This is a genomic window from Microbacterium phyllosphaerae, from assembly GCF_017876435.1.
GTDB classification, from domain to species: Bacteria; Actinomycetota; Actinomycetes; order Actinomycetales; family Microbacteriaceae; genus Microbacterium; species Microbacterium phyllosphaerae.
Genome location: NZ_JAGIOA010000001.1, coordinates 126,042 through 151,585 on the forward strand (window position 1 = coordinate 126,042; position 25,544 = coordinate 151,585).

The window sequence follows — 25,544 nt, forward strand, 5'->3', positions numbered from 1 at the left end:
CAGGCGCGCCTCTGCACGGGCAGGCGCGCCTCTGCACGGGCAGGCGCGCCTCTGCACGGGCAGTCGCGCCTCTGCACGACAGGCGCCTCTCTGCACGACAGACGCCCCGCTCCGAGTTAACGGGGCGGGGCGTCCGACTGTTCACGCCGTGCGCGCGTCAGGCGTTCTGCTCACCGGCATCCGGCCGTTCGACGATCGCCTGTGCTGCCGCCGCCTCGGCACCGGGCACTTGCGCTCCGACCGAGACGCCGACCTGTGCGGCTGCAGCCTCGTCGTCGGCGTCGCCGCTGACGACCACCGGGGTCGTGCCGGTGAGCGAGTCCTCGGCATCGATGTCGGTCGCCGCCTGCTCGAACTGCGACTGGTACAGACGCCAGTAAGCGCCCTGCGCCGAGATCAGCTCGTCGTGCGTGCCCTTCTCGACGATGTCGCCGTGCTCCATCACGAGGATGAGGTCGGCGTCGCGGATGGTCGACAGGCGGTGTGCGATCACGAACGACGTGCGTCCCTGCCGCAGAGCCGCCATCGCGTGCTGCAGCAGCACCTCGGTGCGGGTGTCGACCGCCGACGTGGCCTCGTCGAGGATGAGGATCGACGGCTGGGCGACGAACGCCCGCGCGATCGTGATGAGCTGGCGCTCACCCGCCGAGACGTTCGACGCGTCCTCGTCGAGAACGGTGTCGTACCCCTCGGGGAGGGCGTGCACGAAGCGGTCGACGTAGGTCGCCTTGGCGGCCTCGAGGACCTCTTCGTCGGTCGCCGTGGAGCGGCCATACCGGATGTTCTCGCGGATGCTTCCGGCGAACAGCCACGGGTCTTGCAGCACCATGCCGGTGCGTGACCGCAGCTGGTCGCGCGTGACCTCGGAGATGTCCTGACCGTCGAGCAGGATGCGCCCGCCGTTCAGCTCGTAGAACCGCATGATCAGGTTGACGAGAGTCGTCTTTCCGGCTCCCGTGGGGCCGACGATCGCGACGGTCTGACCCGGCTCGACACGGAACGAGAGGTCGGTGATGAGGGGGCGCTCGGGAGTGTACGAGAATGCGACGTTCTCGAACTCCACGACACCCTTGCCCTCGGCGATCGCCGGAGCGTTCGCCTCGTCGGCCTCCTGCTCTTCGGTGTCGAGCAGCTCGAACACCCGCTCGGCCGACGCCGTTCCGGACTGCACGACCGCAGCCATGCCACCCAGTTCCGACAGCGGCTGCGTGAACTGCTGCGAGTACTGGATGAACGCCTGCACGTCACCGAGACGCAGCTGTCCGTTCGCGACCATGAGACCACCGAGCACGGCGATGCCCACGTAGGTGAGGCTGCCGACGAAGGTCATCGCGGGCATGATGATGCCCGAGAGGAACTGTGCCTTGAAGCTCGCCTGGAACAGCTCCTCGTTCTCGTCCTTGAACTTGTCGAGGGCGTCCTGCTCGCGTCCGAAGACCTTCACGAGCGCGTGACCCGAGAACGCCTCCTCGACGCGCGCGTTCAGACGGCCGACCTTGCGCCACTGCGTTCCGAACGCCTTCTGCGACCGCGGTCCGATCACGCCGAAGATCACACCCATGAGCGGGAGCGCGACGAGCGCGACGAGCGCGAGCTGCCAGGAGATCGAGAACATCAGCACCAGCACGCCCACGACCGTGAGCACGGCCGTGATCGCACCCGACAGCGACTGCTGCATGGTCTGGGTGATGTTGTCGATGTCGTTCGTGACACGAGAGATCAGGTCGCCGCGCTGCACCTTGTCGAAGTAGGACAGCGGCAGACGGTTGATCTTCGCCTCGACCTGCTCGCGCAGGCGCCACATGGTGCGCACCATGATGACGTTGATCACGTAGCCCTGAATCCAGCTCAGGAAGGCGGCCACGATGTAGATCGCGAGGACCGCGATGATGACCCACCGGAGCGCGTCGAAGTCCACGCCGTCGCCGACCTGGAAGCTGCCGAGCGCGGCGACCTGATTCGCGAAGTCGTCCTGTCCGCCCTGGCGGAGCAGGGCGACCACGTCGTCCTGCGACGTCCCTGCCGGGAAGCCCGGGAAGTCGCCGTTCGGCATCCCGAGCTGCACCGAGATGAAGCCCTTGTAGATGAGGTTCGTGGCCTCACCGAGAACCTTCGGAGCGGCGACCGTGAGCACGACGCCCACGGCACCGGCGATCGACACCAGGACGAACCAGACGGCCGACGGCTTGAGCAGCCCGATCATCCGGGTGAAGCTCTTGCCGAAGTTGTCGGCCTTGCCCGGCGCGACGCTGTCCCAGCCGCCGCCGTTCTGCCGTGCCTTCTCGGCGAGTTCGGCCTCGTACTTCTCTTCGTCGGTGAGTTCCGGCTCGACGGTGGTCGTGGCTGCGGCCTGCGCAGCAGCGCGACCGCGTCGGGTCTTGGGTGCGTTCTGCTCGCTCATGCGTCCACCCCCAGCTGCGACTCGACGATCTCTCGATAGGTCGAGCTCGTCTCGAGGAGTTCCTCGTGAGTGCCGACGCCGACCATGGTGCCCCCTTCGAGCACGACGATGCGATCCGCATCAGTGATGGACGAGACGCGCTGCGCGACCACGATCTTGGTCACATGCGGCAGTTCTCGCCACAGCGCCTGCCGAAGCCGCGCATCGGTCGTGAGGTCGAGCGCCGAGAACGAGTCGTCGAACACGAGGATCTGCGGCTGGCGCACGATCGCGCGGGCGATCGCGAGACGCTGACGCTGACCACCGGAGACGTTCGTGCCGCCCTGGGTGATGCGCGACTCGAGCCCGTCGGGCATCTCCTCGACGAAGTCGCGGCCCTGGGCGATCTCGAGCGCGTGCCACAGCTCGTCGTCCGTCGCGTCCTCACGGCCGTAGCGCAGGTTGGACGCGACGGTACCGGTGAACAGGAACGGGCGCTGCGGCACCAGGCCGATCGTGGCCCAGAGCGATTCGACATCGGCCTCGCGGACATCGGAGCCGCCGACGAAGACAGCGCCACCCGAGACATCGAAGAGCCGAGGGATCAGTGAGACGAGCGTGGTCTTGCCCGCTCCGGTCGAGCCGACGATCGCGACGGTCTCGCCGGGCTGAGCAGCGAAGCTGATGCCCGTGAGCACCGGCGAATCCGCACCGGGGTAGGTGAACTCGACGCCGTCGAACGCGACGGATCCCGGCGTCGGGAAGTCGGTCACACCGTTCTCCGGGCGCTCCATGCTCGACGTCGTGTCGAGGACCTCGCCGATGCGCTCGGCCGAGACGGCCGCGCGCGGGATCATGATCGCCATGAAGCTGGCCATGATGACGCCACCCATGATCTGACCGATGTACTGCATGAAGGCGAAGATCGTGCCGACCTGCACCGTGCCGCTGTTGACCTCGATGCCGCCGAACCACACGACGGCCACGATCGTGACGTTCAGGATCAGCATGAACAGCGGGAAAAGCAGGACGAAGAGCGAACCGACCTTGCGGCCGACCACCATGATGTCGGTGTTCGCGCCGCGGAAGCGCTCCTCCTCGATGCGCTCGCGCACGAACGCGCGCACGACGCGCACCCCGGTCAGCTGCTCGCGCATGACGCGGTTCACGGTGTCGAGCTTTCCCTGGTAGCTGCGGAACAGCGGCACCATGCGGCTGACGACGAGGCCGGCGACGATCAGCAGCAGCGGGACGGAGACGGCGATGAGCCAGCTGAGCCCGATGTTGGTCTGCACGGCGAAGATGATGCCGCCGATCGCGAGCAGGGGCGCGGTGACGAGCATCGTGGCGCCCATCATCGCGAGCATCTGCACCTGCTGGACGTCGTTCGTGTTGCGGGTGATGAGGGATCCGGCGCCGAACTGCGAGACCTCGCGCTCGGAGAATCCGCTCACCTTGCCGAACACATCGGCGCGGATGTCTCGGCCGGCGCCCATCGACGCCCGGGCCGCGAAGTAGGTGGCGATGACCGACGCGACGATCTGGCCGAGCGACACGGTGAGCATGAGCAGCCCGGTGCGCCAGATGTAGTCGGTGTCGGACTGCGCGACGCCCTTGTTGATGATGTCTTCGTTGAGACGCGGAAGGTAGAGGGTGGCGATCGCACTGGCGAACTGGAAGACCAGAACGGCCAGCAGGAGCCACCTATAGCGGGACAGGTAGCGGACGAGAATTTTTCCCAGCACAGGCGGACTTTCTAGGAAGGATGAAGCGGCGGATCTCCCGGACGGGCGGACGCGGGCCGACGATCGCGCACATGCAAGGGTGCCACGAACCGGGGACATTCGTATCCCCCTGCAGGTGGACCTTCGCTGACAGCGAACCATTTCCCGCACGGCCAGCGGTTTATGCACCGCGGCGAAGAACCGCAGATATATCGATACTTCTCAGAAGAGCGGGCGATCCGGCACGAAATCACGAGCCTCGGCACCTGCATCGGGAGCCAGATCGGCGATCGACGCGGGGTTCCACTTCGGATTGCGATCCTTGTCGACGAGCTGCGCCCTGATGCCCTCCACGAGGTCGGGGTGCCGCGTCACGAACCACATGACCCGCCGATACTCTGCTTCGAGCGCGGCGCGGAGGCTCGGAAGCGCCCGCGCCTCGCGGACGGCGTCGAGGGTCACCGCGAGGCCCGTCGGCGCGAGGCTCTCCAGCAGCTCTGCGGTCGCCGTGGCATCCGCCGTTCCCTGCGCCTGCAGGCGTGCGACGATCTCGGCGACGGTGTCGGCGGAGAACGCCTCGTCGATCCATGCACGCGAGGCGGGCAGTTCTGACGGATCCGGGGTCTCGTCGAACAGCAGGACGATCTCGGCCGGGCCCGTGGGGTCCGCGCGGTACGCGAGCGCCTCGCGCAGCGCGTCGAGGCGGTCGGAGGGCACGAAGTGGTCGGCGAAGCCGAGCAGCACGGCATCCGCTCCGTTCATGGTGCCGCCGGTGAGGCCGAAGTACTCGCCGAAACGACCAGGAGCCCGCCCGAGCAGCCAGGTGCCCCCGACATCCGGGGTGAAGCCGATGCGCGTCTCGGGCATCGCGAGCTTCGAACGCTCGGTGACGATGCGGATGGCCGCGTGGCCGGAGAGGCCGATGCCTCCACCCATGGTGATGCCGTCGGCCAGACTGACCACGGGCTTCGAGTACTCGGCGATCATCGCGTTCAGGGCGTACTCGGCGCGGAAGAACTCGGCGGTCTCGTCGGCACGGCCCGCGACGATCTGCGCATGCAGCCCTCTGACGTCTCCCCCCGCGCACATGCCGCGCTCGCCTTCGCCGTCGATCAGCACGATCTGGACGTCGGTGTCGTCGCGCCACGCCTCGAGCGCCTGCGTGAGCAGCCCGATCATGCCGAGATCGAGTGCGTTGATGGCCTCGGGCCTGTTGAGCGTGAGCCGTCCGAGTGCGCCTTCGGTGCGGACGAGGACCCGGGGAGCGGCGGTGGAATCGGTCACGGGTGCCACGTTACCCCTCGGCCGCAGCCTTGCATTCGGGTGGGTTTGTAGGGTAAATGCGCGATCCGGCGGCTTTTCCGGCAGGATAGAGAGAACTGCCCACTGCAACGAGAGGTCGCAGATGCCCGACGGACAGGTGCTCGAGTTCACGCGCGTCACCAAGCGATTCAATGACGTGACGGCGGTGTCCGACTTCTCCGCGCGAGTCGAGCCCGGTGTCGTGACCGCTTTCCTCGGCCCGAACGGAGCCGGGAAGACGACGACACTGCGCATCCTCCTCGGTCAGGTCCGCGCCAACTCCGGCACGGCCACGATCGGCGGCGTCGCGTTCCCCGACCTGCGCCACCCCCTGCGCACGATCGGCTCGGTGCTCGAGGAGACGGTCTACCGCCCTCGCCGCTCGGCGGGGCGTCAGCTGACCATCGCGGCCAAAGCCAACGGCATCCCGCTGTCGCGCGTCGACGAGGTCCTCTCGCTGGTCGGCCTCGAGCACGAGAGCGAAGGACGCATCGGCAGCTTCTCGCTGGGAATGCGCCAGCGCCTGAGCGTCGCCCATGCCCTGCTCGGAGACCCCGGCGCCCTCGTGTTCGATGAGCCCGCCAACGGACTCGACCCCGAAGGCATCCGCTGGATGCGTCTGCTCATGCGTCGCCTGGCCGACGAGGGCCGCACGGTTCTCGTCTCCTCGCACGTGCTGAGCGAGATCGAGCAGGTCGCCGATCATGTGCTCGTGCTCTCGAAGGGGCAGCTCATGCTGTCGAGCGGCATCGAGAAGCTCGCCGACCCGTCCGCCGGGTCGGTCGTCGTGGATGCCGCAGACCGGGCCGCCCTCAAGGCCGCCCTCTCGGCTGCCGGCCTCGAGGTCGAGGTCCTGCGCTCCGGGCTCACCGTCCGCGGCAGCAACGCCGGCAAGGTCGGCGCGATCGCCGCATCGGCCGGCATCGCCCTGACCACCCTGGTGCAGCGCGGCCCGACCCTCGAGGACGTGTTCATCGAGCTCGTGCGCGGCGGCACGCTCGCGCCTCACGCCATCGCGGCCGCCTCGCAGTTCATCGCTCCTGAGGCCGAGCCGTCGGACGCCGCGCTCGACGCCGCTCCCGCGACCACGGTGATTCCTGCGGTCGTCGAGCCCGCCGTCGCGACCTCGCCCGAGACGGTGAACGCCGACGACGGATCGGATGACGCTGAGGATGCGCCTGCGGACGACGCGTCGAACGTGGACGAGGGGGCGGAACCCCTCGAGGCCGACGCCTCTGAGACTGGTCCTGCTGCGGACGCGCCCGTGGACACTGCGGATTCGGATGCCGCGCAGACCGACGCCGCTGCCGCGGATGCCGCGCAGACCGACGCCGCTGCCGCGGATGCCGCCGAGGCCAAGGCCGACGACGCGGCCTACGCCGCGGCTGCGGCACGCGACGTCGAGCACGCGGCGGCAGAACTCGGGTACGCGGCCGATGCATCCGACGCGAACGACGCGGAAGACGCCGCCGACGTGGCCTCTGAGGCCGCCGAATCGCACGAGCAGGCCGGGCACGACGTGGATGCGGCATCCGAGGGCGAGGAGGCGACCTCCGAGGAGGGCGCACGTCCGTCGTTCGATGACATCCTGTTCGGGACCGCGCCGATGAACGATGCGGCACCGTCTGCCGATGCGGACACCGACTCTGGCGCGGAGAACGGGTCTGCGCCCGCGGATGAGGGTCTCGACGAGCACTCCGGCGTCGAATTCTTCACCGAGGTACCGGCATCGGAGGAGTCGGGTTCTGACGAGTCGCGATCCGACGAGTCGGTGTCCGGTGACGATCCCGATTCAGCTGCCGTCGAGGCGGACGCATCGGACGACGACCCGCGCTCCGCGGCTGTCACGTCGATGCTCGCCGCAGCCGCGCGCGCCTATTACGACGACGAGCCGAAGGACTACCCGCTCGGGGTTTCGGACGCTTCCGAGTCGGACCAGGCGCAGTCGGACGAGGCACAGCCGGACGATGCTGCCGCAGATCCCTCGGAGAACAGCGAGTCGGACGTGCAGGACGCGACCGACGCACAGGAGCACCACGAGGGCGAGCACCACGACGGTGAGCACCACCACGACGAGGGTGAGCACCACGAGCACCACGACGAGGGTGAGCACCACGAGCACCACGAGGGTGAGCACCACCAGTCCTGAGGCTTCGACGCCGCACGTCATGCGAACGCCCTCCGCGCCGAAAGGCTGCGGAGGGCGTTGCTCGTTCCGGAGGGTGGTCAGGCCGGCCGAGGGCGGATCACCGGGCGACGGCTGCCCTTCGACACGGGGGTCGGCGACGTGGCGACGATCTCCTCGACATCCGCGGGCTCGTCCGAGACGTCGAGCCTGAGGGCCTGCGTCAGCGCGAGGCCGTGCTTGGTCGTGAGGATCAGGCGACGGTACTGCTCGTCACCCGACAGGTCGATGACCACGCTGGGGCGGCGGCGGCGGATCAGCACGAAGTCCACGCTTCCTGCCGCCTTCCACGTTCCTGCGGCGAGCACACCGGGAATGTGCGTGCCGGGGTTCGGTACGCCGCGGAGCCAGGCCCAGGCGTCATCCACCAGCTGCACCTTGGTGATCGTCTCGCGCACGAGCCGCACGTTGTCACGGTGGAAGCTCGCTGCACGCTCGATCGGCGAGAGCACGATCTCGAGTTGCGTCTGGTCCAGCAGCAACGTCACCATGCGTCCAGTCTGCCAGCGGCACCCTCACAGATGTCTGTGTCTTGCTCACAGGAAGGCAACGATCCGTTGTCGGTTCCCACGATTCCACCTCTCTTCCATTCCGGTGTTCCGCTCGAGTTTCGAACAAATCTACTAGACTCGGAGCATGACATCCGCCAGCGACAACGGTCTCGAGCAGCGCAGAGAGCTGCTCGATTCGTGGGTCGAGAAGCGGCGTCAGATCGCCTGCCTCGAGGCCGAGGCCGCAGGTCTTCTCGCCGAGCGGATGCAGCTGGGTCGGGCCGAGTCCGACGAGCATCCCTACCACCGAGATGCGATCCACCGATCGATGATCGCGGAGTATGCGGCCGCCGGCCGTGTGACTCAGGGCAGCGTCGAGTACGCCTTCACGGATGCCGGCTTCCTCCACACCAGCCACCCCCTCGTGCAGCAGGCGTTCCGTGAGGGGCGCGTCACGGCTGCCCACGTCCGCGAGATCGTGCGCGCCGCGGGAGTCGTGCGCGAAGCGGTGAACAACGGGCGAGCGGATGCCGACGCGCTCACCCTCTACGACACCGTCGCCGTCATCGTCGCCGAGCGCGAGACCGCGGCGCGCACGCGTGTGCATCTGCGCGAGCTCGCAGCGGTGCTGTCGGGCTCGACGACCACCGAGCGTCACGCTCGGGCACGAGCCGAGCGCACCGTCACGCTGCGGCCGGCGGGCGACGGGCTCGCCGTGCTGACGATCGTGCTGCCCGAGCATCTCGCGGCGGCGATCCTCGACCGCCTCACGCAGCTCGCGCGAGCGGTGATCGCTGGGCGCAGAGACCACGAGCCCGTCCTCGAGCCGACCGACGACGGTGAGGACCCGATCCATCCCGAGGACATCGCTCAAGACGACCCCTCGCGAGACGACTATGCGATCTTCGGCGACGGGACATTCACGACGGATCCGACGGGCCCAGAGGTCGAGCACATCCCGGCAGACACGCGCACGATCGATCAGGTGCGCACCGACCTGCTGATCGACCTCCTGCTCGCGTCCGACCCGAGCGCCGCGAACGGCTCAGGACTCGACAACATCCAGGGCCGGATCCACGTCACCGTGGCGGCCACCACTCTTGCCGGGTGTGACGATCGCTCCGCGCAGCTCGACGGGCACGGCCCTCTGCACCCCGACATCGCACGAGACCTCGCAGGCCGGAACGGCGGGTGGTCCCGGTTGTTCCTCGATCCGACCGGCCTGGTCGTCGAGACCGACAGCTACACGCCCACGGAAGCCATGCGACGGTTCCTGCGCGCCCGAGACCAGCACTGCCGATTCCCCGGATGCAGGATGCCGCTGCATCGGTGCCAGATCGACCACACGTTCGATCACGCGAAGGGTGGCCGAACGGAGATCCACAATCTGGGTCATCTCTGCGCGACCCACCACGTTCTCAAGCATCCCGACATCGCCGATGACCATCGATGGACGGCCCGTCAGCTGCCCGACGGAACGATCGACTGGCACAGCCCGCTCGGACGCACCTATCGCGACTCGCCACCTCGACGCGTCATGTTCGTCTGATGTCCGCACAGGAACAGAGCCGGGCGGGCCGTCACCGGTCAGAGTCACGTCAGGCCGACTCCGGTCAGAGTCTCGTCAGGCCGACGCCGGTCAGAGTCTCGCGTCAGAGGCTGAAGTCGGTGAGCGTCGCGTCAGGCCGTCGCTGCGGCCGCCGCAGCCGCCGCGATCGGCAGTGCCGCCTCGATGCGCTGCAATTCCTCGTCGCCGTGGGCGGCGGTGAGGAACCATGCTTCGAACACACTCGGCGGCAAGGCGACGCCCTGCTCACGCATGGCGTGGAAGAACGGGGCGTAGCGGAACGACTCCTGAGCCTGCGCCTCCGCATATGTGCGGGGTGCAGAGGCGCGGAACGATGCGCTGAACAGGTTGCCCGCATGGGCCACGGCGTGGGTGACTCCGGCATCCGTCAGCGCGGCATCCAGCGCACGCGCGACACGGGCCGCCGCGGCATCGACCGTCGCATACACCTCGGGAGTCGCCAGACGCAGCGTCGCGAGGCCCGCCGCCACCGAGAGTGGGTTACCCGAGAGCGTGCCCGCCTGGTAGACCGGGCCGAGGGGCGCCAGCATGTCCATGACCTCTGCGCGGCCACCGAGCGCAGCCAGCGGCATGCCTCCGCCGACGACCTTGCCGAACGTGATGATGTCCGGCAGGTAGTCCTCACCGGCCGCTGCCTGGAGCCCCCAGAAGCCGGCCGGATACACACGGAAGCCCGTCAGCACCTCGTCGAGGATCAGCAGAGCGCCGTGTGCGTGCGCGGTGTCGGCCAGCAGGCGGTTGAAGCCCGGCAGCGGCGGGACCACGCCCATGTTGGCGGCCGCCGCCTCGACGATCACCGCGGCGATGCGATCGCCGTGCTCGGCGAAGACCGCCGCCAGCGCATCCGGGTCGTTGTAGTCGATCACCAGCGTCTGCGCCGCGATCGGAGCCGGAACGCCCGCAGAACCCGGCAGTGCGAGCGTCGCGACGCCCGAGCCCGCCGCGGCGAGGAGGCCGTCGGAGTGCCCGTGGTAGTGGCCCGCGAACTTCACCAGCAGGTCGCGTCCGGTCGCACCGCGCGCGAGGCGGATCGCCGTCATGGTGGCTTCGGTGCCCGTCGACACCAGGCGCACACGCTCGATGGGCCGGACCTCGCCGAACCGCACGCGGTCGGCGATCAGAGCCGCGAGTTCGACCTCGCCCTCGGTCGGAGCGCCGAACGACAGCCCCCGGGTGGCAGCCTCCTGCACCGCGGCGACCACCTCGGGCTGTGCGTGTCCGAGCAGCGCAGGACCCCACGAGGCGACCAGGTCGACGTACTCGTTGCCCGCGGCATCCGTCACCGTCGCGCCCTTCGCAGACGCGAGGAAACGCGGCGTACCGCCGACGGACCCGTATGCGCGCACCGGCGAGTTCACTCCGCCGGGGATCACCGTGCGGGCAGCGGAGAACAGGTCGTCATTGCGGTCGGTCACAGCACACTCCTCCAGCGATGCGCGGAGCTCTCCCGGCATCCCTTCCAGGCTAGTCCGCCCACCTGTGCACGAGTCTCAGACGGGACCGGGACCCGGGACCCGGACCCGGACCCGGACCACGAAGAGAGCCTCTGTCAGCCGCGCAGCCAGCGGGCGGCTTCGGTCGCCCAGTAGGTGAGCACGACGTCGGCACCCGCGCGACGGATCGACAGCAGCGACTCCAGAACGGACGCGCGGCGATCGATCCAGCCGTTCGCGGCGGCGGCCTCGATCATGGCGTATTCGCCAGACACCTGGTATGCCCACACAGGAATATGCACGGTGTCACGAACCTCGCGCAACACGTCGAGGAAGGCCATGGCCGGCTTCACCATGACGATGTCCGCACCCTCCTCCTCGTCGACGACCGCCTCGCGCACGCCCTCGCGGCGGTTGCCGGGATCGAGCTGGTAGGTGCGGCGGTCGCCCGTGAGCTGAGAGTCGACGGCCTCGCGGAACGGGCCGTAGAACGCGCTCGCGTACTTCGCGGCGTAGGCGAGCAGCAGGGTGTCGGTGAAGCCCTCCGCATCCAGCGCCTTGCGGATCACGCCGACCTGACCGTCCATCATTCCCGACAGCCCCAGCAGCTGAGATCCGGCGCGGGCCTGGGCGAGCGCCATCGAGGTGTAGCGCTCGAGTGTGGCGTCGTTGTCGACCGAACCGTCTGCCGCGAGAACCCCGCAGTGCCCGTGGTCGGTGAACTCATCGAGACACAGGTCGGTCTGCACGACGAGCGCGTCGCCGACCTCGGCGGCGAGCACCTCGGTCGCGAGGTTCAGGATGCCCTTCGGGTCGTCCGCGCCCGAGCCCTGCGCATCTCGCACGGCGGGAACGCCGAACAGCATCACGCCGCCGACACCCGCCTCGGCGGCCTCGGTCGCGACCGTCCGCAGAGAGTCGAGCGAATGCTGGGCGACCCCAGGCATGGAGCCGATCGGCGCGGCCTCGGTGATCCCCTCGCGCACGAACAGCGGCAGCACCAGCTGGCGCGGCTCGAGCGACGTCTCACGGACCAGGCCGCGAACCGCCGGGGACTGACGCAGTCGGCGCAGTCGGACGTCGGGGAAGCTCACGGTGCCAGCTCGTCAGCCGCGTGCGGGAGGGTGAAGGTCGACACCGCGTCGATCAGCGCATCCACCGTCTGCTTGTCGGCGACGACCGTGATCGGGAGGCCCGCCTTTCCGGCATCCTTCGCGGTCCGCGGACCGATCGCCGCCAGAAGCGTCTCGTCGGGGATCTCGGGGAACTGCTCGCGCACCTGCGCCGCGACGGAACCGCTCGTGATGAGGATGGCGTTGATGCGGCCGTTCTCGACGTCGCGCTTGATGCGATCCGTCACCGGCACACCGACCGTGCGATACGCCACGACGCTGTCGACATCGTGGCCGGCCTCCTGCAGCAGCACGCTGAGCACGGGCTTCGCGATCTCGCTGCGCAGGGCCAGGATGCGCCGGGGCTGCGTCTCGATAGCGATGAGCTGCTCGGCCATGCCCTCGGCGGAGTTGTCCTGCTCGGGGACGAGAGCGACCTCGTAGCCGACCGCCTGCAGAGCGGCAGCCGTGGTCTCACCGACGGCGGCGATCTTCGTGCCGCGCGGCACCACGGCCCGGTGCGCGAACATCACGTCGACGGTGGTCGCGCTGGTCACGGTCAGCCAGTCATACGACCCGCCGGCGAGCTGCGCGAGCGCGACGTCGAGGGCTGCTTGATCCGTGGTCGGCGCGAAGTTGATCAGCGGCGCGACGACGGGCACGGCGCCCTGCGCGCGCAGGCTCGCTGCGACACCGTCGCCCCACGGGCCTCCGCGGGGTACGAGGATGCGCCAGCCGTCCAGCGGTCGGTCCTGCTTCGAATTGGTCATGATGAGGAATGCTCTCGGGAGACGAGGTCGGCCGCCCCTTGCTCGAGCAGCCGATGGGCGACAGACAACCCGAGCTCGCGTGCCGCGTGCATCGGGTCTGCACCACCGGCAGCATCCGCTCCGTTGCCGCTGCCGTTCCGACGAATATACTCCCCGTTCAGACCTTCGGTGACGTCGAGACCGATACGCCGGGTTCCGTCGGCCGCGTAGACGACCGTCCTGACGCGGATCTCGTCGCCGTCGAGCACCGCATGAGCGGCCATCGGCGCCTGACATCCGGCGTCGAGCCCTTCGAGCACGGCGCGCTCGACCGTGACGGCCACGCGGGTCGCCTCGTCGTCGAGCTCGGCGAGGGCGGCGAGCAGCTCGTCCGGAGCATCCGTCCTGGTCTCCACCGCGAGCGCCCCCTGGCCCGGGGCGGTCGGCCACTCGGCGAGCCCGAGCTCCTCACGGCGCAGCGGCGAGTCGGATCCGAGGCGCGAGAGTCCGGCGGCCGCGAGGATGACCGCATCGAGCTCCCCCGATGCGACCCGCTGCAGGCGGGAGTCCACGTTGCCGCGGATGTCGACCACCTCGGCGTGCGGGGCCCTGCGACGCACCTGCGCGATGCGGCGAGGGGACCCGGTGCCGACCTTGCTGCCCGAGCGCAGCTCGTGAAGCGGTGTCCCGCCGCGCGTGATCGCGACATCGCGCGCATCCTCGCGCACCGGAGTCGCCGCGATGACGAGACCGGCGGGAATCGCGGTGGGCAGGTCCTTCAGCGAGTGGACGAGGAAGTCGCACTCCCCCGCGAGCAGCGCCTCACGCAGTCGCGTGGCGAAGATTCCCTGCCCGCCGATCTCCGACAGCGATGCGCGGTTCGTGTCGCCCTCGCTGGTGATCGGAACGAGCTCGACGGCGCGTCCGGAGATCTTCTCGAGGGCGGCGGCGACGTGACCCGACTGCGCCTGCGCGAGGGCGCTGCGGCGGGTGCCGAGTCGGATCGGGGCGGTCCGTGTGCTCTGGATGCTCATCGTCGACCTACTGCAGCACGTCCGCGATCTCGTCGAACCGGAGTCGACGCCCGGTGTAGAACGGGATCTCCTCCTTCACGTACAGACGCGCGTCGGTGTAGCGCAGGTCGCGCATGAGGTCGACGAGCTCGGTGACCTCGTCGGCCTCGAGCGGCAGGATCCACTCGTAGTCGCCCAGCGCGAACGCCGCGACCGTGTTCGCGATGACTCCCGTGAAGGCGGCACCCTTGCGGCCATGGTCGGCGAGCATCTTGCGACGCTCCTCCTCAGGCGCGAGGTACCACTCGGGGGTGCGCACGAACGGGTACAGGCACAGCCAGTCCTTGGGCTCGACGCCGCGCAGGAATCCGGGCACGTGGGCGCGGTTGAACTCGGCGTCGCGGTGCACGCCCATGACGTTCCAGACGGGCAGCAACGTGCGCAGCAGCTCGGTGCGGCGGAGGCGTCGGAGCGCCTTCTGCAGGTCTTCCGCGGTGTCGCCGTGCAGCCAGACGAGGAGGTCGGCGTCGGCCTTCAGGCCCGAGACGTCGTAGAAGCCGCGGACGGTGACGCCGGAATCCTCGATGTACGAGACGATCGTCTCCAGCTCGGTGGAGTCGGATTCGGTGACCGGAACATCGGGGTTTCGTCGCCAGACGGCCCAGAGGGTGAAGCCGGACGGGTTCTCTTCGCGCTCATCGGACATACGACCAGTCTGCCCCCTTTGCAGAGCACTCGCGAACGCGAGTCAGGATGCTGCCACGAAGGTCCGTCCGACCCTCGGAACGAGCACGCGTACGATCGTCGGTCAGCGCGAGAGAGCGCGGGCGATCACCCAGACGGCTCCGCCGACGACTGCGGCGACACCGACCGCCGCGGCGATCGCTGCCGCAGGATTGCGATCGGCGAACACGCGGGCCTTGGCCGCGGCGCGCTTGGACGCCTTGTCGATCCGCCTCGGGAAGTTTCCCTTGACCTCGATCGCCGCGAGCGCCGCCTTCAGTTCGGCGCGAGCCGACTCGACGGGGTCGACGATCCCGGCGGGAACCGCCGTCTTGGGCAGCGACCTCGTGATGTCAGAGTTCGTCATCGCCGGCCTCCTTCACGAGTCGAATGTCCTCGCCGACCGCCTGAGCGGGGTTCTTCCGGGCGAGCACCTTGCGGAACTTCAGGATGCCGAGCAGCGCGAACAGCAGCACGGCGAGGATCAGGATGCCGAGAACGGCGAGCGCCGACAGCCAGACCGGCCACCAGGACGAGAGACCTGCGATCGCGAACACCAGGATCACCGGCACCGCCCAGAACAGGAAGAACAGCGCGACCAGGAACCAGACGGATCCGATTCCCGCGTCCTTCGCGGTTCTCGAGACCCACGCCTTGGCGGCGTTGATCTCGGCCTTGACCAGACTGCTGATGAGCTCGGGGAGGTCGCCGATCAGAGACAGCAGGCTGTCTTCGGCGCGGTCGCGGTATCCGCGGGGCATGTCAGCTCCCGGACTTCGCAGTGGTGGAGCGCGAGGATGCCGGCTTCTTCGCCGCCGGCTTCTTCGCGGCGGGCTTCTCAGCGGCGTCCTTGGCCTCGTCGACCGCGTCCTCGGTCGCGTCGACGATGTCCTCGGCGGCCTTCCGGCCCGCGGCGACCGCCGAGTCGAGCCGCTGACCGGCGGTCTTGTCGCCGCCGCTCGCCGACTTGACGACCTTCTGCACGCCGGTCCAGATCGCACCGGGCACGGCCGCGGCCTTGTCGCCGACGTAGCCCTTGACCTTCTCGACCTGCTCCTGCACGGGATCGAGGTGCCAGACCTTGAGCCACTGCGTTTTGATCTGCTCGTAGCGCTCGCGTCCTGCGCGCGTTCCGATGACGTATCCCACGCCGAGTCCTACGACGAGTCCGATCTTCCCCTTCATGGGGTCTCCTCACGTTGTTCCGGTGTGAACGCCTGGGGCGAACCGGCGGCTCGGCGCCGCCTGCCAGGTGTCAAGCGTAGCCCCGTATGCCGAATTCGGCATCTGACTCGAGGAGGGTTGACAGCGGAGCGACTTTCGGCATCATCGAACACCCCTCGCTGTTCCGCACCGGACACCGGTACCGCCGCGGCGTTCGGGGTCCGGTCAGTCCCAGAGCAGGCTTCGACGAAGACGATCGGCTTCGTCGCGCGCATCCGGAATAACCTGCGCCAGCCCCGTGCCGGCGAGCCACGCGCCCGCCGCCGCGAGACCGGGCACGGCCCTGATGGCGGCGCGGGCGGCTTCCCGTCGCTCGCCTGAGCCGATGATCGACGCCGGCTGCGACTGCACGTACCGCGCGCGATGCGCAGTGACGAGGGCACTCTCGGGCAGCGCGACGCCGAGCAGGGCGGATGCCTCACGCAGCGCGAGCCGAGCGGCCGCGGTGTCGTCGAGCGCGGCGGTGGCGGCCGGTTCGCCCTGGGCTCCGAACGAGACGCGCAGGAGGTGTCGCCCACCCGCCGCTTCCCGCACCCAGTCCCACTTGGCGCTCGAGTGGGTCAGCGCCTTGGCCGTGTGGCTTCCCGGCACCGTCAGCACACCGGTTCCGCGAGGAGCCCCCGCGAGCGCCGTGGCGGTGAGCAGCAGCGTCACGATCTCGATCTCGGGCGCATCCGCCGCGGCCGTCTCGGCGAGCGCCGGCACGGACCGCTCGAGCAGCCGCCGCGCGACCGCCTCAGACGTGGCGATCACCACACCGTCCGCGACGAGATCGAGGTCTTCCCTCTCCCCGGCATCTGGATCGTCGCCCGTCTCGACACCGGTCTGCGCGTCGGCCCGCACGGTCCACGCGGCTGCAGTCTTCGTGATCTGCGTCACGCGGGCATCGGTGCGGACGACTCCGCCGAGCTTCTCGATGTCTGCGACCAGGGACTCGACGAGGGTCATCATCCCGCCGTCGAGCCCTTCGACCGCAGCTCCGGGGGCCTGAGCTGCGCGCGCCGCGCTCTGCTCCCGCAGCGCCTGGACGGCGCCCGACAGCGAGCCGACACTCGTCAGCGCGGCGTTGAGCCCCGGTGCGGCGATGTCGACGTCGACGTCGTCGGGCGAGGCGGAGTACACCCCGGTCGTCACCGGCGCCACGAGACGGTCGCGGACCTTGGTCCCCATGCGCGAGGCGACCAGCTTGCCGAGGCTGTGGTTGTGGCCGATCGTCAGCGGCGGGCGGACACGGTCGAGGTACGCGCGCCACGCCCCGGACCATCCGATGATGCGACGGACGTCCTCCTGGAAGGGATTGCCGGGGATGCCGAGGATGCCGCCGACGGGCAGCGGAGCCGCCCCGACGCCGGGGATTCCGGCGAGCCAGGCGCCTCCCGCGGCGGGGGCCACGATGCGGTCGGCGAGGCCGAGCTCCGAGATCAGGGCGCGCACCCCGCCACCCCTCGTCGCATAGCTCTCGGCGCCGGCGTCGACCACGACCCCGTCGAGTTCGGCCCGGCGGATCGCTCCGCCCACGGCATCCGAACCCTCCAGCAGTGTCACGCGCATACCGACCTTGACGCACTCGCGGGCCGCGATCAGCCCGCCGATGCCTCCCCCGACCACGACGATGTGTCGCTTCGCCGCGCGGGCGGCCAGGTCGGCGGGCTCGGCACGGGCCGACTCATGGTTCGCGGGCTTCGAGGTCATGGGTCAATCCTTTCACCCGTGGCCTGGACGACTCTCGGTCGCCGGCCGGACAAACCGGATCAGGCCTCCGCAGGGGCGGCTGCGCCTCGGCCGGTGTTGCGCTTGCGCACCTCGCGGAGCACCATCTGCTCGGGGCACACGGTCGAGAGGAAGTCGCCGACCGCCAGCGCCAGGCGCTCACCGACGAGCGAGTAGAGGATGCGGTTGGCATCGCGTCGCTCACTGACGAGACCCGCCTGGCGCAGCACGCTGAGGTGCCGCGAGATGGTCGGCCCGCTCGCCGAGAACCGCGAGGCGATCTCTCCCGCGGCGAGTTCACCCTCTTTGAGGTCCTGGAGGATCTGGCGCCGGGTCGGGTGGGCCAACGCGGCGAAGATGTCTGACGCGCTATCTGCCATGTTTGCAATATAGCACCCGAGCTAGATAGATCAGCGGGGCGCCGGGGTCGGTGGCGTCAGATCGAGTGCACCAGCTCGACGATGCGGGTGAGCTGGTCGGGGTCGGTCTCGGGCGGAACGCCGTGGCCGAGGTTCACGATGTGGCCACGGGCGGCACGCCCGCGCTCGACCACGTCGCGCACATGAGCTTCGAGGACCGGCCACGGAGCCGACAGCAGTGCCGGGTCGATGTTTCCCTGCACCGAGACGTCGGGTCCGAGGATCGCGGCGGCCTCGTCCAGAGGCAGCCGCCAGTCGACACCCACGCCGTCCGCGATGCCGCCCAGACGCATGTCGGCGAGGAACGGCCCGGTGCCCACACCGAAGTGGATGCTCGGCACGCCGATGCCCTCGAGAGCCACGTGGGAGTGCGGGGCGACGAAGGCGCGGTAGTCGGCGGTGCTCAGCGAGCCCGCCCACGAGTCGAACAGCTGCACGACGGATGCTCCGGCGTCGCGCTGGATCTCGAGGAAGCGCCGCGACACCTGCGCCAGCCAGCCGGCAAGTCGGTTCCACGAATCGGGGTCGGAGTGCATCATGGCCCTGGCGCGCAGGTGCTCCTTCGAGGGCCCGCCCTCGACGAGATAGGCCGCCAGCGTGAACGGCGCGCCGGCGAAGCCGATCAGCGGGGTGTCGCCGAGCTCTGCGGTGACGATGCCCACGGCCGCGGCGATCGCGGTGCCGTCGAGCGAGAGCGGGTCGATCGCCGTGATGCGGTCGACGTCGGCCGCCGTGCGCACGGGGTTCGCGAAGACGGGTCCGCGTCCGGGCTCGATCTCGACATCGACCCCGGCGAGACGCAGCGGGATGACGATGTCGCTGAAGAACACCGCGGCGTCCACGCCGTGACGACGCACCGGCTGCAGGGTGATCTCGGCGGCGAGGTCGGGCGTCAGACAGGCGTCCAGCATCCGGGTCCCGACGCGCAGCTCGCGGTACTCGGGAAGCGACCTCCCCGCCTGTCGCATGAACCACACGGGGGCATGCTCGGGTCGGGGGCCGGTGAGGGCGCGCAGCAGTGGAGCGTCGGAGAGGGCCATGCATCCATCCTCCCATCCGGTTCTGGGCCGACCTGCATGAAGCCTCAGGTAGAATCGATGCGTGCTGCTGGTTGTCTCGGCGAGTCACAAGACCGCCTCCTTCGAATTGCTCGAACGCCTGAGCCGCACCCCCGATGATGTCGCCTCCACCGTTGTGGACATGGCGACCTGCGTGCAGGGTGCGGTCGTTCTTGCTACCTGCAACCGCTTCGAGGCCTACGTCGAGATGGACGAGCCCGTCACCGCTGCGGGCGCGATCGGCGTCGAGGCCGTGCTCGAGGCCGTCGAGTCCTCGACCGGCATCAGCGCCGCAGAGCTCGACGGCGCCTACGAGGTGCACTCCGGCCGCCGGGTCGCCGAGCACCTCTTCTCGGTCGCGTCCGGCCTCGAATCCGTGGTCTCCGGCGAGGGTGAGATCGCCGGCCAGGTGCGCCGGGCGCTGAAGTCCGCTCGCAAGGAGGGCACCACGTCGCCCGAACTCGAGCGCCTGTTCCAGCGCGCCAGCCAGGCGCAGCGCAAGGTGAAGAACGTCACGGCCCTCGGTCGCGCCGGCCGCTCGCTCGTGCGCCTCGCCCTCGAGCTGGCCGACAGCCGCATCGCCGACTGGTCGACCGAGCGCGTGCTGCTCGTCGGCACCGGCGCCTACGCCGCGGTCACGCTCGCGACGCTCCGTGAGCGCGGCGCCGTCAACATCTCGGTCTACTCGCCCTCCGGTCGTGCCGAGAAGTTCGCCGCGAAGCACGGCATCCGCCCCGTGTTCGACGAGGACTACGCCCGCGTCGCCTCGCGCTCGAGCCTGCTGATCACCTGCACGGCCGCCACGGAGCCGGTGCTGACGCCCGAGCATCTGCAGGCTCCGACCGGGATCGCGCCCGAGGGCTGCCCCGTGGGCTCGCACAGCCAGATGGTCGTCGACCTCGGCATGCCCCGCAACGTCGACCCGGCCGTCGCCACGCTCGAAGGCGTCGCCCTGCTCGACCTCGAGACCATCAGCCTGCACGCCCCCCTCGAAGAGCTGCAGGCCACGGATGCCGCCCGCTCGGTCGTGCGCGAAGCCGCCGACACCTTCCACGTCGTCGGCAGCCGCCAGAGCGTCACCCCCTCGGTCGTGGCGCTGCGCTCGCACATGTTCGCGCTGCTCGAGGCCGAGATCGGCCGCGCCCGCGCCCGTGGCGACGAAGACGGCAAGGTCGAGCAGGCACTGCGCCACCTGACCGGCGTTCTGCTCCACACCCCGACCACGCGAGCGCACGAGCTCGCTGCCACCGGTCAGGCGGATGAGTTCGCCGCCGCGCTCTCGACGCTCTACGGCATCCAGCCGGTCGAGCCCGCGCAGTCGTCCGACGCGGGCACCGCCGCGACCGCCTGAGCCACCACCCTCACTGCACACCCAGTCTCGACGGAGAGATCTCCCCCGACGCTGGCACTCTCCCCTCGGATGCCTCCGCCGCGTCGCGCGTGCTTCATATCGTCGAACCATGACAAAGCCCATCCCCGGACGCAGACTGGGAGGATGCTCGTGGACCCGAATCTGATCGGCATCATCATCGCCCTCTTCGCGTTCACCGCCACCGTGCTCGGCGGGGTTTCGCGGATGCTCGCCAAGCAGTCGCGAGGGCTGGATGCCCGCTTCGACAGAATCGATGAACGGTTCACGAAGGTCGAGACGCAGATCACCGACATCCGGGCCGAGCTGAAAGACGACATCGCCGAACTCCGGGTGGAACTCAAGGGCGACATCACCGAACTCCGGGTGGAGCTCAAGGGCGACATCGCCGAACTCCGGGTGGAGCTCAAGGGCGACATCGCCGAACTCCGAACCGAACTCAAAGACGACATCGCCGAACTCCGGAACGAACTCAAGACGGAGATCGCGGGCGTCAAGACGGAACTCAAGGCCGACATCGCGGACGTCAGAGTGTCGATCGCTCGCCTCGAGGGTCCGCTGCCCAAGCTGCAGAGGATCTGACTGCGCGTCGCCCGGACCGGGGTGACAGACTGAACGCATGGCCCTTCACATCACCGGAGACACCGCCGCAGACGCCCTGCTCACCGACAACCCGCTCGCTCTGCTGGTCGGGATGCTGCTGGATCAGCAGGTCCCGATGGAGACCGCGTTCGCAGGCCCGCTCAAGATCGAGCAGCGCACCGGCGCCGCGGATGCGACCGCCATCGCCGGCATGGACCCTGACGAGTTCCTCGAGGCATTCAAGACGACTCCGGCCGTGCACCGGTTCCCCGGTTCGATGGCGACCCGCGTGCAGACGCTGTGCCAGGAGCTCGTGGATCAGTGGGGCGGAGACGCGTCGGCGATCTGGACCGACGGGAACCCCTCTGGTGCCGAGGTTCTGAAGAGACTCAAGGCACTGCCGGGCTTCGGCGAGCAGAAGGCCAAGATCTTCCTCGCGCTGCTCGGCAAGCAGTACGGCTTCACCGGTGCAGGCTGGCGCGAGGCCGCCGGCGACTACGGCGTCGAGGGCTCGTTCCGGAGCGTCGCCGACATCGTCTCGCCCGAGTCGCTGACCAAGGTGCGCGAGCACAAGAAGGCGATGAAGGCAGCGGCGAAAGCGAAGGCATGAAGCCCACCACTGTCACGACCGGTACCCGGGCGGCACGGAACAGGTGCAGCTGACCGTCACCGGATGACGAGAGAGGCCCGCCACCCTGTCGGGCAGCGGGCCTCTCACTCAGGCGACCGGGTCAGGCACCCTTGAGTCGCTCGGCGAGGTACTGGTGCAGCTCGTCGATCGAGACGCGCTCCTGCGCCATGGTGTCGCGGTCGCGCACGGTGACGGCGCGATCGTCGAGCGAGTCGAAGTCGATCGTGACGCAGAACGGTGTGCCGATCTCGTCCTGTCGGCGGTAGCGACGACCGATGGCGCCCGCGTCGTCGAAGTCGACGGCCCACGAGCTGCGCAGCGTGTCGGCGACCTCGCGCGCCAGCGGCGAAAGTCGCTCGTTGCGACTCAGCGGCAGCACGGCGGCCTTGACCGGGGCGAGACGCGGGTCGAGCTTGAGAACGGTGCGGACGTCGGTGCCGCCCTTGGCGTTCGGCACCTCTTCTTCGCGGTAGGCGTCGACGAGGAACGCCATCATGGCGCGGGTGAGGCCGAACGACGGCTCGATCACATACGGGGTGTACCGGTCGCCCGTGGCCTGGTCGAAGTAGGTCAGGCTCTGCCCCGAGGCCTCGCTGTGGCTCGACAGGTCGTAGTCGGTGCGGTTGGCGACGCCCATGAGCTCGCCCCACTCCTTGCCCGTGAAACCGAAGCGGTACTCGACGTCGATCGTGCCGGCGGAGTAGTGCGCCCGGTCGTCTTCGGGCACGTCGAACTGCCGCATGTTCTCGGGGTCGATACCGAGGTCGATGAACCAGTTCCAGCAGGCCTCGACCCAGTGCTCGAACCACTCCTGCGCTTCGGCCGGCGGCGTGAAGAACTCGATCTCCATCTGCTCGAACTCGCGCGTGCGGAAGATGAAGTTACCCGGCGTGATCTCGTTGCGGAACGCCTTGCCGACCTGGCCGATGCCGAACGGCGGCTTCTTGCGGCTGGCGGTGAGCACGTTCGAGAAGTTCACGAAGATGCCCTGCGCGGTCTCGGGGCGCAGGAAGTGCAGGCCCGACTCGTCGTCGACGACACCCAGGTACGTCTTGACCAGACCCGAGAACGACTTGGGCTCGGTGTACTGGCCCTTCGTGCCGCAGTTCGGGCAGGGCACGTCGGCGAGGCCGTTCTCGGCCTTGCGTCCCTTGCGCGCCTCGAAGTCCTCGATGAGGTTGTCGGCGCGGAAGCGCTTGTGACAGCTCAGGCATTCGACCAGCGGGTCGGTGAAGGTGGCGACGTGACCCGACGCCTCCCAGACGCGCTTGGGCAGGATGATGCTGGAGTCGAGACCCACCATGTCGCCACGACCACGGACGAACGTCTGCCACCACTGGCGGCGGATGTTCTCTTTGAGCTCCGTACCGAGGGGCCCGTAGTCCCACGCGGACCGCGAACCGCCGTAGATCTCACCCGCCTGGAAGACGAACCCGCGGTGGCGGGCAAGGGCGATGACCTTGTCAAGACGGGACTGTTCGGCCACGGTGGCTCCAATGGTCGGCGGTGGGAAAGCCCGTGATCACGGGCACATCAATCCTATCCGCGACCGGTTCCCCGCAGCACCGGGCCGGCGCCCCTCGCGCCCCGACCCCCGCCGTGACTCATGCCGTGAAGAGGTAGCCCTTCTCGACGTCGAAGCCCGCGAGGGTGAGACCGCTGCCCAGGAGCCCTTCCATCTGCGCGCGCAGGCGGGTGCGCCACTCGTGCGCAGCATCCGGATCCTCCACCCGGATCGTCTCGATGTCCGAGGGGATCTCGAGCGTCTCGACGACGGCATCGGATGCCGGGGGCTTGGCGATGTCGGCCAGCGCCCACTCGACGTCGAGCCGGTCGCTCTCGTCTCCGGCATCTCCGCCCCCGAAGATGCCGTACCGGTTGACGGAGTACCCGGTCACCCGTGCGCCGAGCACCGTCAGGAAGAAGTGCGCGTTGCGGGCGACGAGCGGGTCGAACGTCCAGGTGATGCGGCCCACGTCGCGAGAGAAAGCCCACTGGCGCTGGTGCTCCTTGAGCTCCCGACCCCAGCCGCGACCGCGGTAGTCAGGCAGGAGCGCGGTGATGTGCGAGTGCATCGCACGGCGAGCGGGAGCACCGAAGAAGGCGATCGAGGCACCGACCATCCGCTCCTCTCCGCCCTCGGCGTCGAAGAGTCCGACGACGTAGTTGCCCGACTGCTGCAGGGCACGCAGGGTTCCCGCGTCGATGACTCGCTCGGGTCCACGGATGGAGTCGAGCAGGCTCTGCGCGTCGATGATGAGTTCAACGGTGTCCAGATCACGGATGGTTCGCACGCCCCCAGTCTGCCCCTCCCGCCGCCGATTTCGGAATCGCGCCTCCCGATCCGGCTGGGAACCACGCCGTGACGGGGCGTACCGTGGAGGGATGGCATCCAGCGAGACCACCGCCGACAAGTCCGACACCCGGTTCTTCGGCCAGCCCTGGGCACTCGTCCACATCTTCGGCGTCGAGATGTGGGAGCGGTTCAGCTTCTACGGCATGCAGGGCATCCTGCTCATCTACCTGTACTTCTCGGTCAGCGAGGGAGGCCTCGGCCTGTCGCAGGCCGTCGCCGGTGGCATCGTCGGCGCGTACGGCGGATCGGTCTACCTCTCCACCATCCTCGGCGCCTGGATCGCCGACCGGATGCTGGGCTCGGAGCGTGTGCTGTTCCTCAGCGCGATCGTGATCGTCGCCGGCCACGTCGCCCTCGCCTTGCTCCCCGGATTCCTCGGCGTGGGCGTCGGCCTCGTGCTCGTCGCCCTCGGCTCGGGCGGCCTCAAGGCCAACGCGACCTCCGTGGTCGGCACGCTCTACAGTGCCGACGACTCCCGCCGCGACGCCGGTTTCTCGCTCTTCTACCTCGGCATCAACCTCGGCGCCTTCCTCGGCCCGATCCTGACCGGCATCCTGCAGTCGTCGCTCGGTTTCCACTACGGGTTCGGGCTCGCCGCGATCGGTATGACGCTCGGTCTGGTTCAGTATTCCTTCGGGCGCCGCGCCCTGCCCGACGAAGCTCGTCGCGTGCCCAACCCGCTGCCCTCCTCGCGCTACCCGCTCGTCGCGATCATCGCGCTGGCCGCGATCGCCCTGATCGTCGTGCTCGTGCTCGTGGGCGTCATCAAGGCCGACAACCTGTCGACCATCGTCATCATCGCCACGGTCGTCGCGGCCGTCGCCTACTTCGCCGTCATCCTCAGCAGCCGCCGGATCGACGGCACCGAGCGCTCGCGGGTGTGGGGCTTCCTGCCCCTGTTCGTCACCAGTGTCGCCTTCTGGTCGCTGTACCAGCAGCAGTTCACGGTGCTCACGGTCTACTCCGACGAGCGACTCGATCGCAACATCTTCGGATTCGAGATGCCCGTCTCGTGGGTGCAGTCGATCAACCCGGTGTTCATCATCATCCTGTCGGGCGTGTTCGCGGCGATCTGGACCCGCCTCGGCACCCGCCAGCCGTCGACACCGGTGAAGTTCGCCCTCGGCGCGATCATCATGGGTGCGGCGTTCCTCCTCTTTCTCCCCTTCGCGGGCGGTGGGGCGAACTCCACTCCGCTGATCGCGATCGTCGGCATCCTGCTGGTGTTCACGATCGCCGAGCTGCTGATCTCGCCGGTCGGACTCTCGGTGACGACGAAGCTCGCGCCGAAGACGTTCCACACGCAGATGGTCGCGCTGTTCTTCCTGTCGATCGCGCTGGGCACCGCGATCTCGGGCTGGCTCGTGCGGTTCTACGACCCGACGAACGAGGTGCCGTACTTCTCGATCCTCGGCGGCATCGCGATCCTGGTCGGGCTCGGACTGCTGCTCTCGGTCAAGCCCGTGCTGCGACTCATGAAGGGCGTGAGCTGACT

23 protein-coding genes are annotated in these 25,544 nt (G+C 69.0%); 6 read left to right on the forward strand and 17 right to left on the reverse strand.

The genetic code is table 11. The features are described 5' to 3' along the window. Positions 1 to 157: 157 nt before the first annotated feature. From JOF42_RS00575 to JOF42_RS00585, 3 genes are all read right to left on the reverse strand, one after another. Positions 158 to 2,401 (reverse strand): ABC transporter ATP-binding protein, encoded by a 2,244-nt coding sequence (locus tag JOF42_RS00575; RefSeq protein ID WP_210096073.1) that lies wholly within the window; start codon positions 2,399 to 2,401, stop codon positions 158 to 160. Beyond that, entirely contained in the window at positions 2,398 to 4,125 is a 1,728-nt protein-coding gene (locus tag JOF42_RS00580) for an ABC transporter ATP-binding protein (RefSeq protein ID WP_210096074.1), read from the reverse strand. Before JOF42_RS00580 ends, JOF42_RS00575 begins: the two co-directional genes overlap by 4 nt. A gap of 201 nt (positions 4,126 to 4,326) precedes the next feature. Further along, entirely contained in the window at positions 4,327 to 5,388 is a 1,062-nt protein-coding gene (locus tag JOF42_RS00585) for an enoyl-CoA hydratase/isomerase family protein (RefSeq protein WP_210096075.1), read from the reverse strand. A gap of 121 nt (positions 5,389 to 5,509) precedes the next feature. Between JOF42_RS00585 and JOF42_RS00590 the strand changes: the two genes are divergently transcribed. Continuing rightward, the gene (locus tag JOF42_RS00590) at positions 5,510 to 7,555 is read left to right on the forward strand and encodes an ATP-binding cassette domain-containing protein (protein ID WP_210096076.1); all 2,046 of its coding nucleotides are present in this window, start codon (positions 5,510 to 5,512) and stop codon (positions 7,553 to 7,555) included. A 77-nt stretch (positions 7,556 to 7,632) separates the two neighbouring features. Here JOF42_RS00590 and JOF42_RS00595 read toward each other — a convergent pair whose 3' ends face one another. After that, positions 7,633 to 8,082 (reverse strand): hypothetical protein, encoded by a 450-nt coding sequence (locus JOF42_RS00595; protein ID WP_210096077.1) that lies wholly within the window; start codon positions 8,080 to 8,082, stop codon positions 7,633 to 7,635. Between the two features lie 145 nt (positions 8,083 to 8,227). On the opposite strand from JOF42_RS00595, the gene JOF42_RS00600 reads away from it, so the two are divergent. Beyond that, positions 8,228 to 9,631: an HNH endonuclease signature motif containing protein gene (locus tag JOF42_RS00600; RefSeq protein ID WP_210096078.1), complete on the forward strand. Its 1,404-nt coding sequence runs from the start codon at positions 8,228 to 8,230 to the stop codon at positions 9,629 to 9,631. 131 nt (positions 9,632 to 9,762) lie between these two features. Here JOF42_RS00600 and JOF42_RS00605 read toward each other — a convergent pair whose 3' ends face one another. From JOF42_RS00605 to hemE, 11 genes are all read right to left on the reverse strand, one after another. Further along, on the reverse strand, positions 9,763 to 11,124 hold the full coding sequence (locus JOF42_RS00605) for a glutamate-1-semialdehyde 2,1-aminomutase (RefSeq protein WP_210096079.1): 1,362 nt from the start codon (positions 11,122 to 11,124) through the stop codon (positions 9,763 to 9,765). A gap of 95 nt (positions 11,125 to 11,219) precedes the next feature. After that, positions 11,220 to 12,197, reverse strand: coding sequence for a porphobilinogen synthase (gene hemB / locus JOF42_RS00610; protein ID WP_210096080.1), 978 nt, complete (start codon positions 12,195 to 12,197; stop codon positions 11,220 to 11,222). Continuing rightward, complete coding sequence (locus JOF42_RS00615) at positions 12,194 to 12,985, reverse strand: uroporphyrinogen-III synthase (RefSeq protein WP_210096081.1); 792 nt, start codon at positions 12,983 to 12,985, stop codon at positions 12,194 to 12,196. The genes hemB and JOF42_RS00615 overlap by 4 nt, the downstream gene beginning before the upstream one ends. Then, on the reverse strand, positions 12,982 to 13,998 hold the full coding sequence (gene hemC, locus JOF42_RS00620) for a hydroxymethylbilane synthase (RefSeq protein ID WP_210096082.1): 1,017 nt from the start codon (positions 13,996 to 13,998) through the stop codon (positions 12,982 to 12,984). The genes JOF42_RS00615 and hemC overlap by 4 nt, the downstream gene beginning before the upstream one ends. Positions 13,999 to 14,005: 7 nt before the next feature. Next, the gene (gene hemQ, locus JOF42_RS00625; RefSeq protein WP_210096083.1) at positions 14,006 to 14,683 is read right to left on the reverse strand and encodes a hydrogen peroxide-dependent heme synthase; all 678 of its coding nucleotides are present in this window, start codon (positions 14,681 to 14,683) and stop codon (positions 14,006 to 14,008) included. A gap of 102 nt (positions 14,684 to 14,785) precedes the next feature. After that, positions 14,786 to 15,067, reverse strand: a complete 282-nt coding sequence (locus JOF42_RS00630) for a hypothetical protein (protein WP_210096084.1) — start codon at positions 15,065 to 15,067, stop codon at positions 14,786 to 14,788. Then, positions 15,054 to 15,461: a phage holin family protein gene (locus JOF42_RS00635; RefSeq protein ID WP_210096085.1), complete on the reverse strand. Its 408-nt coding sequence runs from the start codon at positions 15,459 to 15,461 to the stop codon at positions 15,054 to 15,056. The genes JOF42_RS00630 and JOF42_RS00635 overlap by 14 nt, the downstream gene beginning before the upstream one ends. A 1-nt stretch (position 15,462) precedes the next feature. Continuing rightward, positions 15,463 to 15,885, reverse strand: coding sequence for a hypothetical protein (locus JOF42_RS00640; protein WP_210096086.1), 423 nt, complete (start codon positions 15,883 to 15,885; stop codon positions 15,463 to 15,465). 204 nt (positions 15,886 to 16,089) lie between these two features. After that, the gene (gene hemG / locus JOF42_RS00645) at positions 16,090 to 17,616 is read right to left on the reverse strand and encodes a protoporphyrinogen oxidase (protein ID WP_210096087.1); all 1,527 of its coding nucleotides are present in this window, start codon (positions 17,614 to 17,616) and stop codon (positions 16,090 to 16,092) included. A 59-nt stretch (positions 17,617 to 17,675) separates the two neighbouring features. After that, entirely contained in the window at positions 17,676 to 18,014 is a 339-nt protein-coding gene (locus JOF42_RS00650; protein ID WP_210096088.1) for a metalloregulator ArsR/SmtB family transcription factor, read from the reverse strand. Between the two features lie 56 nt (positions 18,015 to 18,070). Then, positions 18,071 to 19,093, reverse strand: coding sequence for a uroporphyrinogen decarboxylase (gene hemE, locus JOF42_RS00655; RefSeq protein WP_210096089.1), 1,023 nt, complete (start codon positions 19,091 to 19,093; stop codon positions 18,071 to 18,073). A gap of 61 nt (positions 19,094 to 19,154) precedes the next feature. On the opposite strand from hemE, the gene JOF42_RS00660 reads away from it, so the two are divergent. The 3 genes from JOF42_RS00660 (at position 19,155) to JOF42_RS00670 (ending at position 21,672) form a co-directional block, all read left to right on the forward strand. Beyond that, the gene (locus JOF42_RS00660; protein WP_210096090.1) at positions 19,155 to 20,462 is read left to right on the forward strand and encodes a glutamyl-tRNA reductase; all 1,308 of its coding nucleotides are present in this window, start codon (positions 19,155 to 19,157) and stop codon (positions 20,460 to 20,462) included. Between the two features lie 144 nt (positions 20,463 to 20,606). Continuing rightward, a complete protein-coding gene (locus JOF42_RS00665) occupies positions 20,607 to 21,062 on the forward strand; it encodes a hypothetical protein (protein ID WP_210096091.1) in 456 nt (151 codons plus the stop codon). Positions 21,063 to 21,099: 37 nt separating this feature from the next. Continuing rightward, positions 21,100 to 21,672 carry an HhH-GPD-type base excision DNA repair protein gene (locus JOF42_RS00670; RefSeq protein WP_210096092.1) on the forward strand — a complete coding sequence of 191 codons (573 nt, stop codon included), beginning with the start codon at positions 21,100 to 21,102 and terminating at the stop codon, positions 21,670 to 21,672. A gap of 121 nt (positions 21,673 to 21,793) precedes the next feature. Here the strand turns inward: JOF42_RS00670 and JOF42_RS00675 are convergent, their stop codons facing one another. Beyond that, positions 21,794 to 23,179 (reverse strand): glycine--tRNA ligase, encoded by a 1,386-nt coding sequence (locus tag JOF42_RS00675; protein WP_210096093.1) that lies wholly within the window; start codon positions 23,177 to 23,179, stop codon positions 21,794 to 21,796. A gap of 118 nt (positions 23,180 to 23,297) precedes the next feature. Then, a complete protein-coding gene (locus tag JOF42_RS00680) occupies positions 23,298 to 23,987 on the reverse strand; it encodes a GNAT family N-acetyltransferase (RefSeq protein WP_210096094.1) in 690 nt (229 codons plus the stop codon). Positions 23,988 to 24,078: 91 nt separating this feature from the next. Here JOF42_RS00680 and JOF42_RS00685 point away from each other — a divergent pair, with 91 nt between their 5' ends. Continuing rightward, entirely contained in the window at positions 24,079 to 25,542 is a 1,464-nt protein-coding gene (locus JOF42_RS00685) for a peptide MFS transporter (protein ID WP_210096095.1), read from the forward strand. The last annotated feature ends 2 nt before the right edge of the window (positions 25,543 to 25,544 follow it).

Bases quoted from the DNA above. Each gene is read 5' to 3' on its own strand.
- JOF42_RS00650 (WP_210096088.1), bottom strand. From the start codon at position 18,014: ATGGCAGATAGCGCGTCAGACATCTTCGCCGCGTTGGCCCACCCGACC.
- JOF42_RS00605 (WP_210096079.1), bottom strand. From the start codon at position 11,124: ATGCCGGGAGAGCTCCGCGCATCGCTGGAGGAGTGTGCTGTGACCGAC.
- JOF42_RS00600 (WP_210096078.1), top strand. From the start codon at position 8,228: ATGACATCCGCCAGCGACAACGGTCTCGAGCAGCGCAGAGAGCTGCTC.
- JOF42_RS00575 (WP_210096073.1), bottom strand. From the start codon at position 2,401: ATGAGCGAGCAGAACGCACCCAAGACCCGACGCGGTCGCGCTGCTGCG.
- hemC (WP_210096082.1), bottom strand. From the start codon at position 13,998: ATGAGCATCCAGAGCACACGGACCGCCCCGATCCGACTCGGCACCCGC.
- JOF42_RS00670 (WP_210096092.1), top strand. From the start codon at position 21,100: ATGGCCCTTCACATCACCGGAGACACCGCCGCAGACGCCCTGCTCACC.
- JOF42_RS00640 (WP_210096086.1), bottom strand. From the start codon at position 15,885: ATGAAGGGGAAGATCGGACTCGTCGTAGGACTCGGCGTGGGATACGTC.
- JOF42_RS00685 (WP_210096095.1), top strand. From the start codon at position 24,079: ATGGCATCCAGCGAGACCACCGCCGACAAGTCCGACACCCGGTTCTTC.
- JOF42_RS00590 (WP_210096076.1), top strand. From the start codon at position 5,510: ATGCCCGACGGACAGGTGCTCGAGTTCACGCGCGTCACCAAGCGATTC.
- hemQ (WP_210096083.1), bottom strand. From the start codon at position 14,683: ATGTCCGATGAGCGCGAAGAGAACCCGTCCGGCTTCACCCTCTGGGCC.
- JOF42_RS00595 (WP_210096077.1), bottom strand. From the start codon at position 8,082: ATGGTGACGTTGCTGCTGGACCAGACGCAACTCGAGATCGTGCTCTCG.
- JOF42_RS00635 (WP_210096085.1), bottom strand. From the start codon at position 15,461: ATGCCCCGCGGATACCGCGACCGCGCCGAAGACAGCCTGCTGTCTCTG.
- hemE (WP_210096089.1), bottom strand. From the start codon at position 19,093: ATGGCCCTCTCCGACGCTCCACTGCTGCGCGCCCTCACCGGCCCCCGA.
- JOF42_RS00665 (WP_210096091.1), top strand. From the start codon at position 20,607: ATGCTCGTGGACCCGAATCTGATCGGCATCATCATCGCCCTCTTCGCG.
- JOF42_RS00615 (WP_210096081.1), bottom strand. From the start codon at position 12,985: ATGACCAATTCGAAGCAGGACCGACCGCTGGACGGCTGGCGCATCCTC.
- JOF42_RS00630 (WP_210096084.1), bottom strand. From the start codon at position 15,067: ATGACGAACTCTGACATCACGAGGTCGCTGCCCAAGACGGCGGTTCCC.
- hemG (WP_210096087.1), bottom strand. From the start codon at position 17,616: ATGACCTCGAAGCCCGCGAACCATGAGTCGGCCCGTGCCGAGCCCGCC.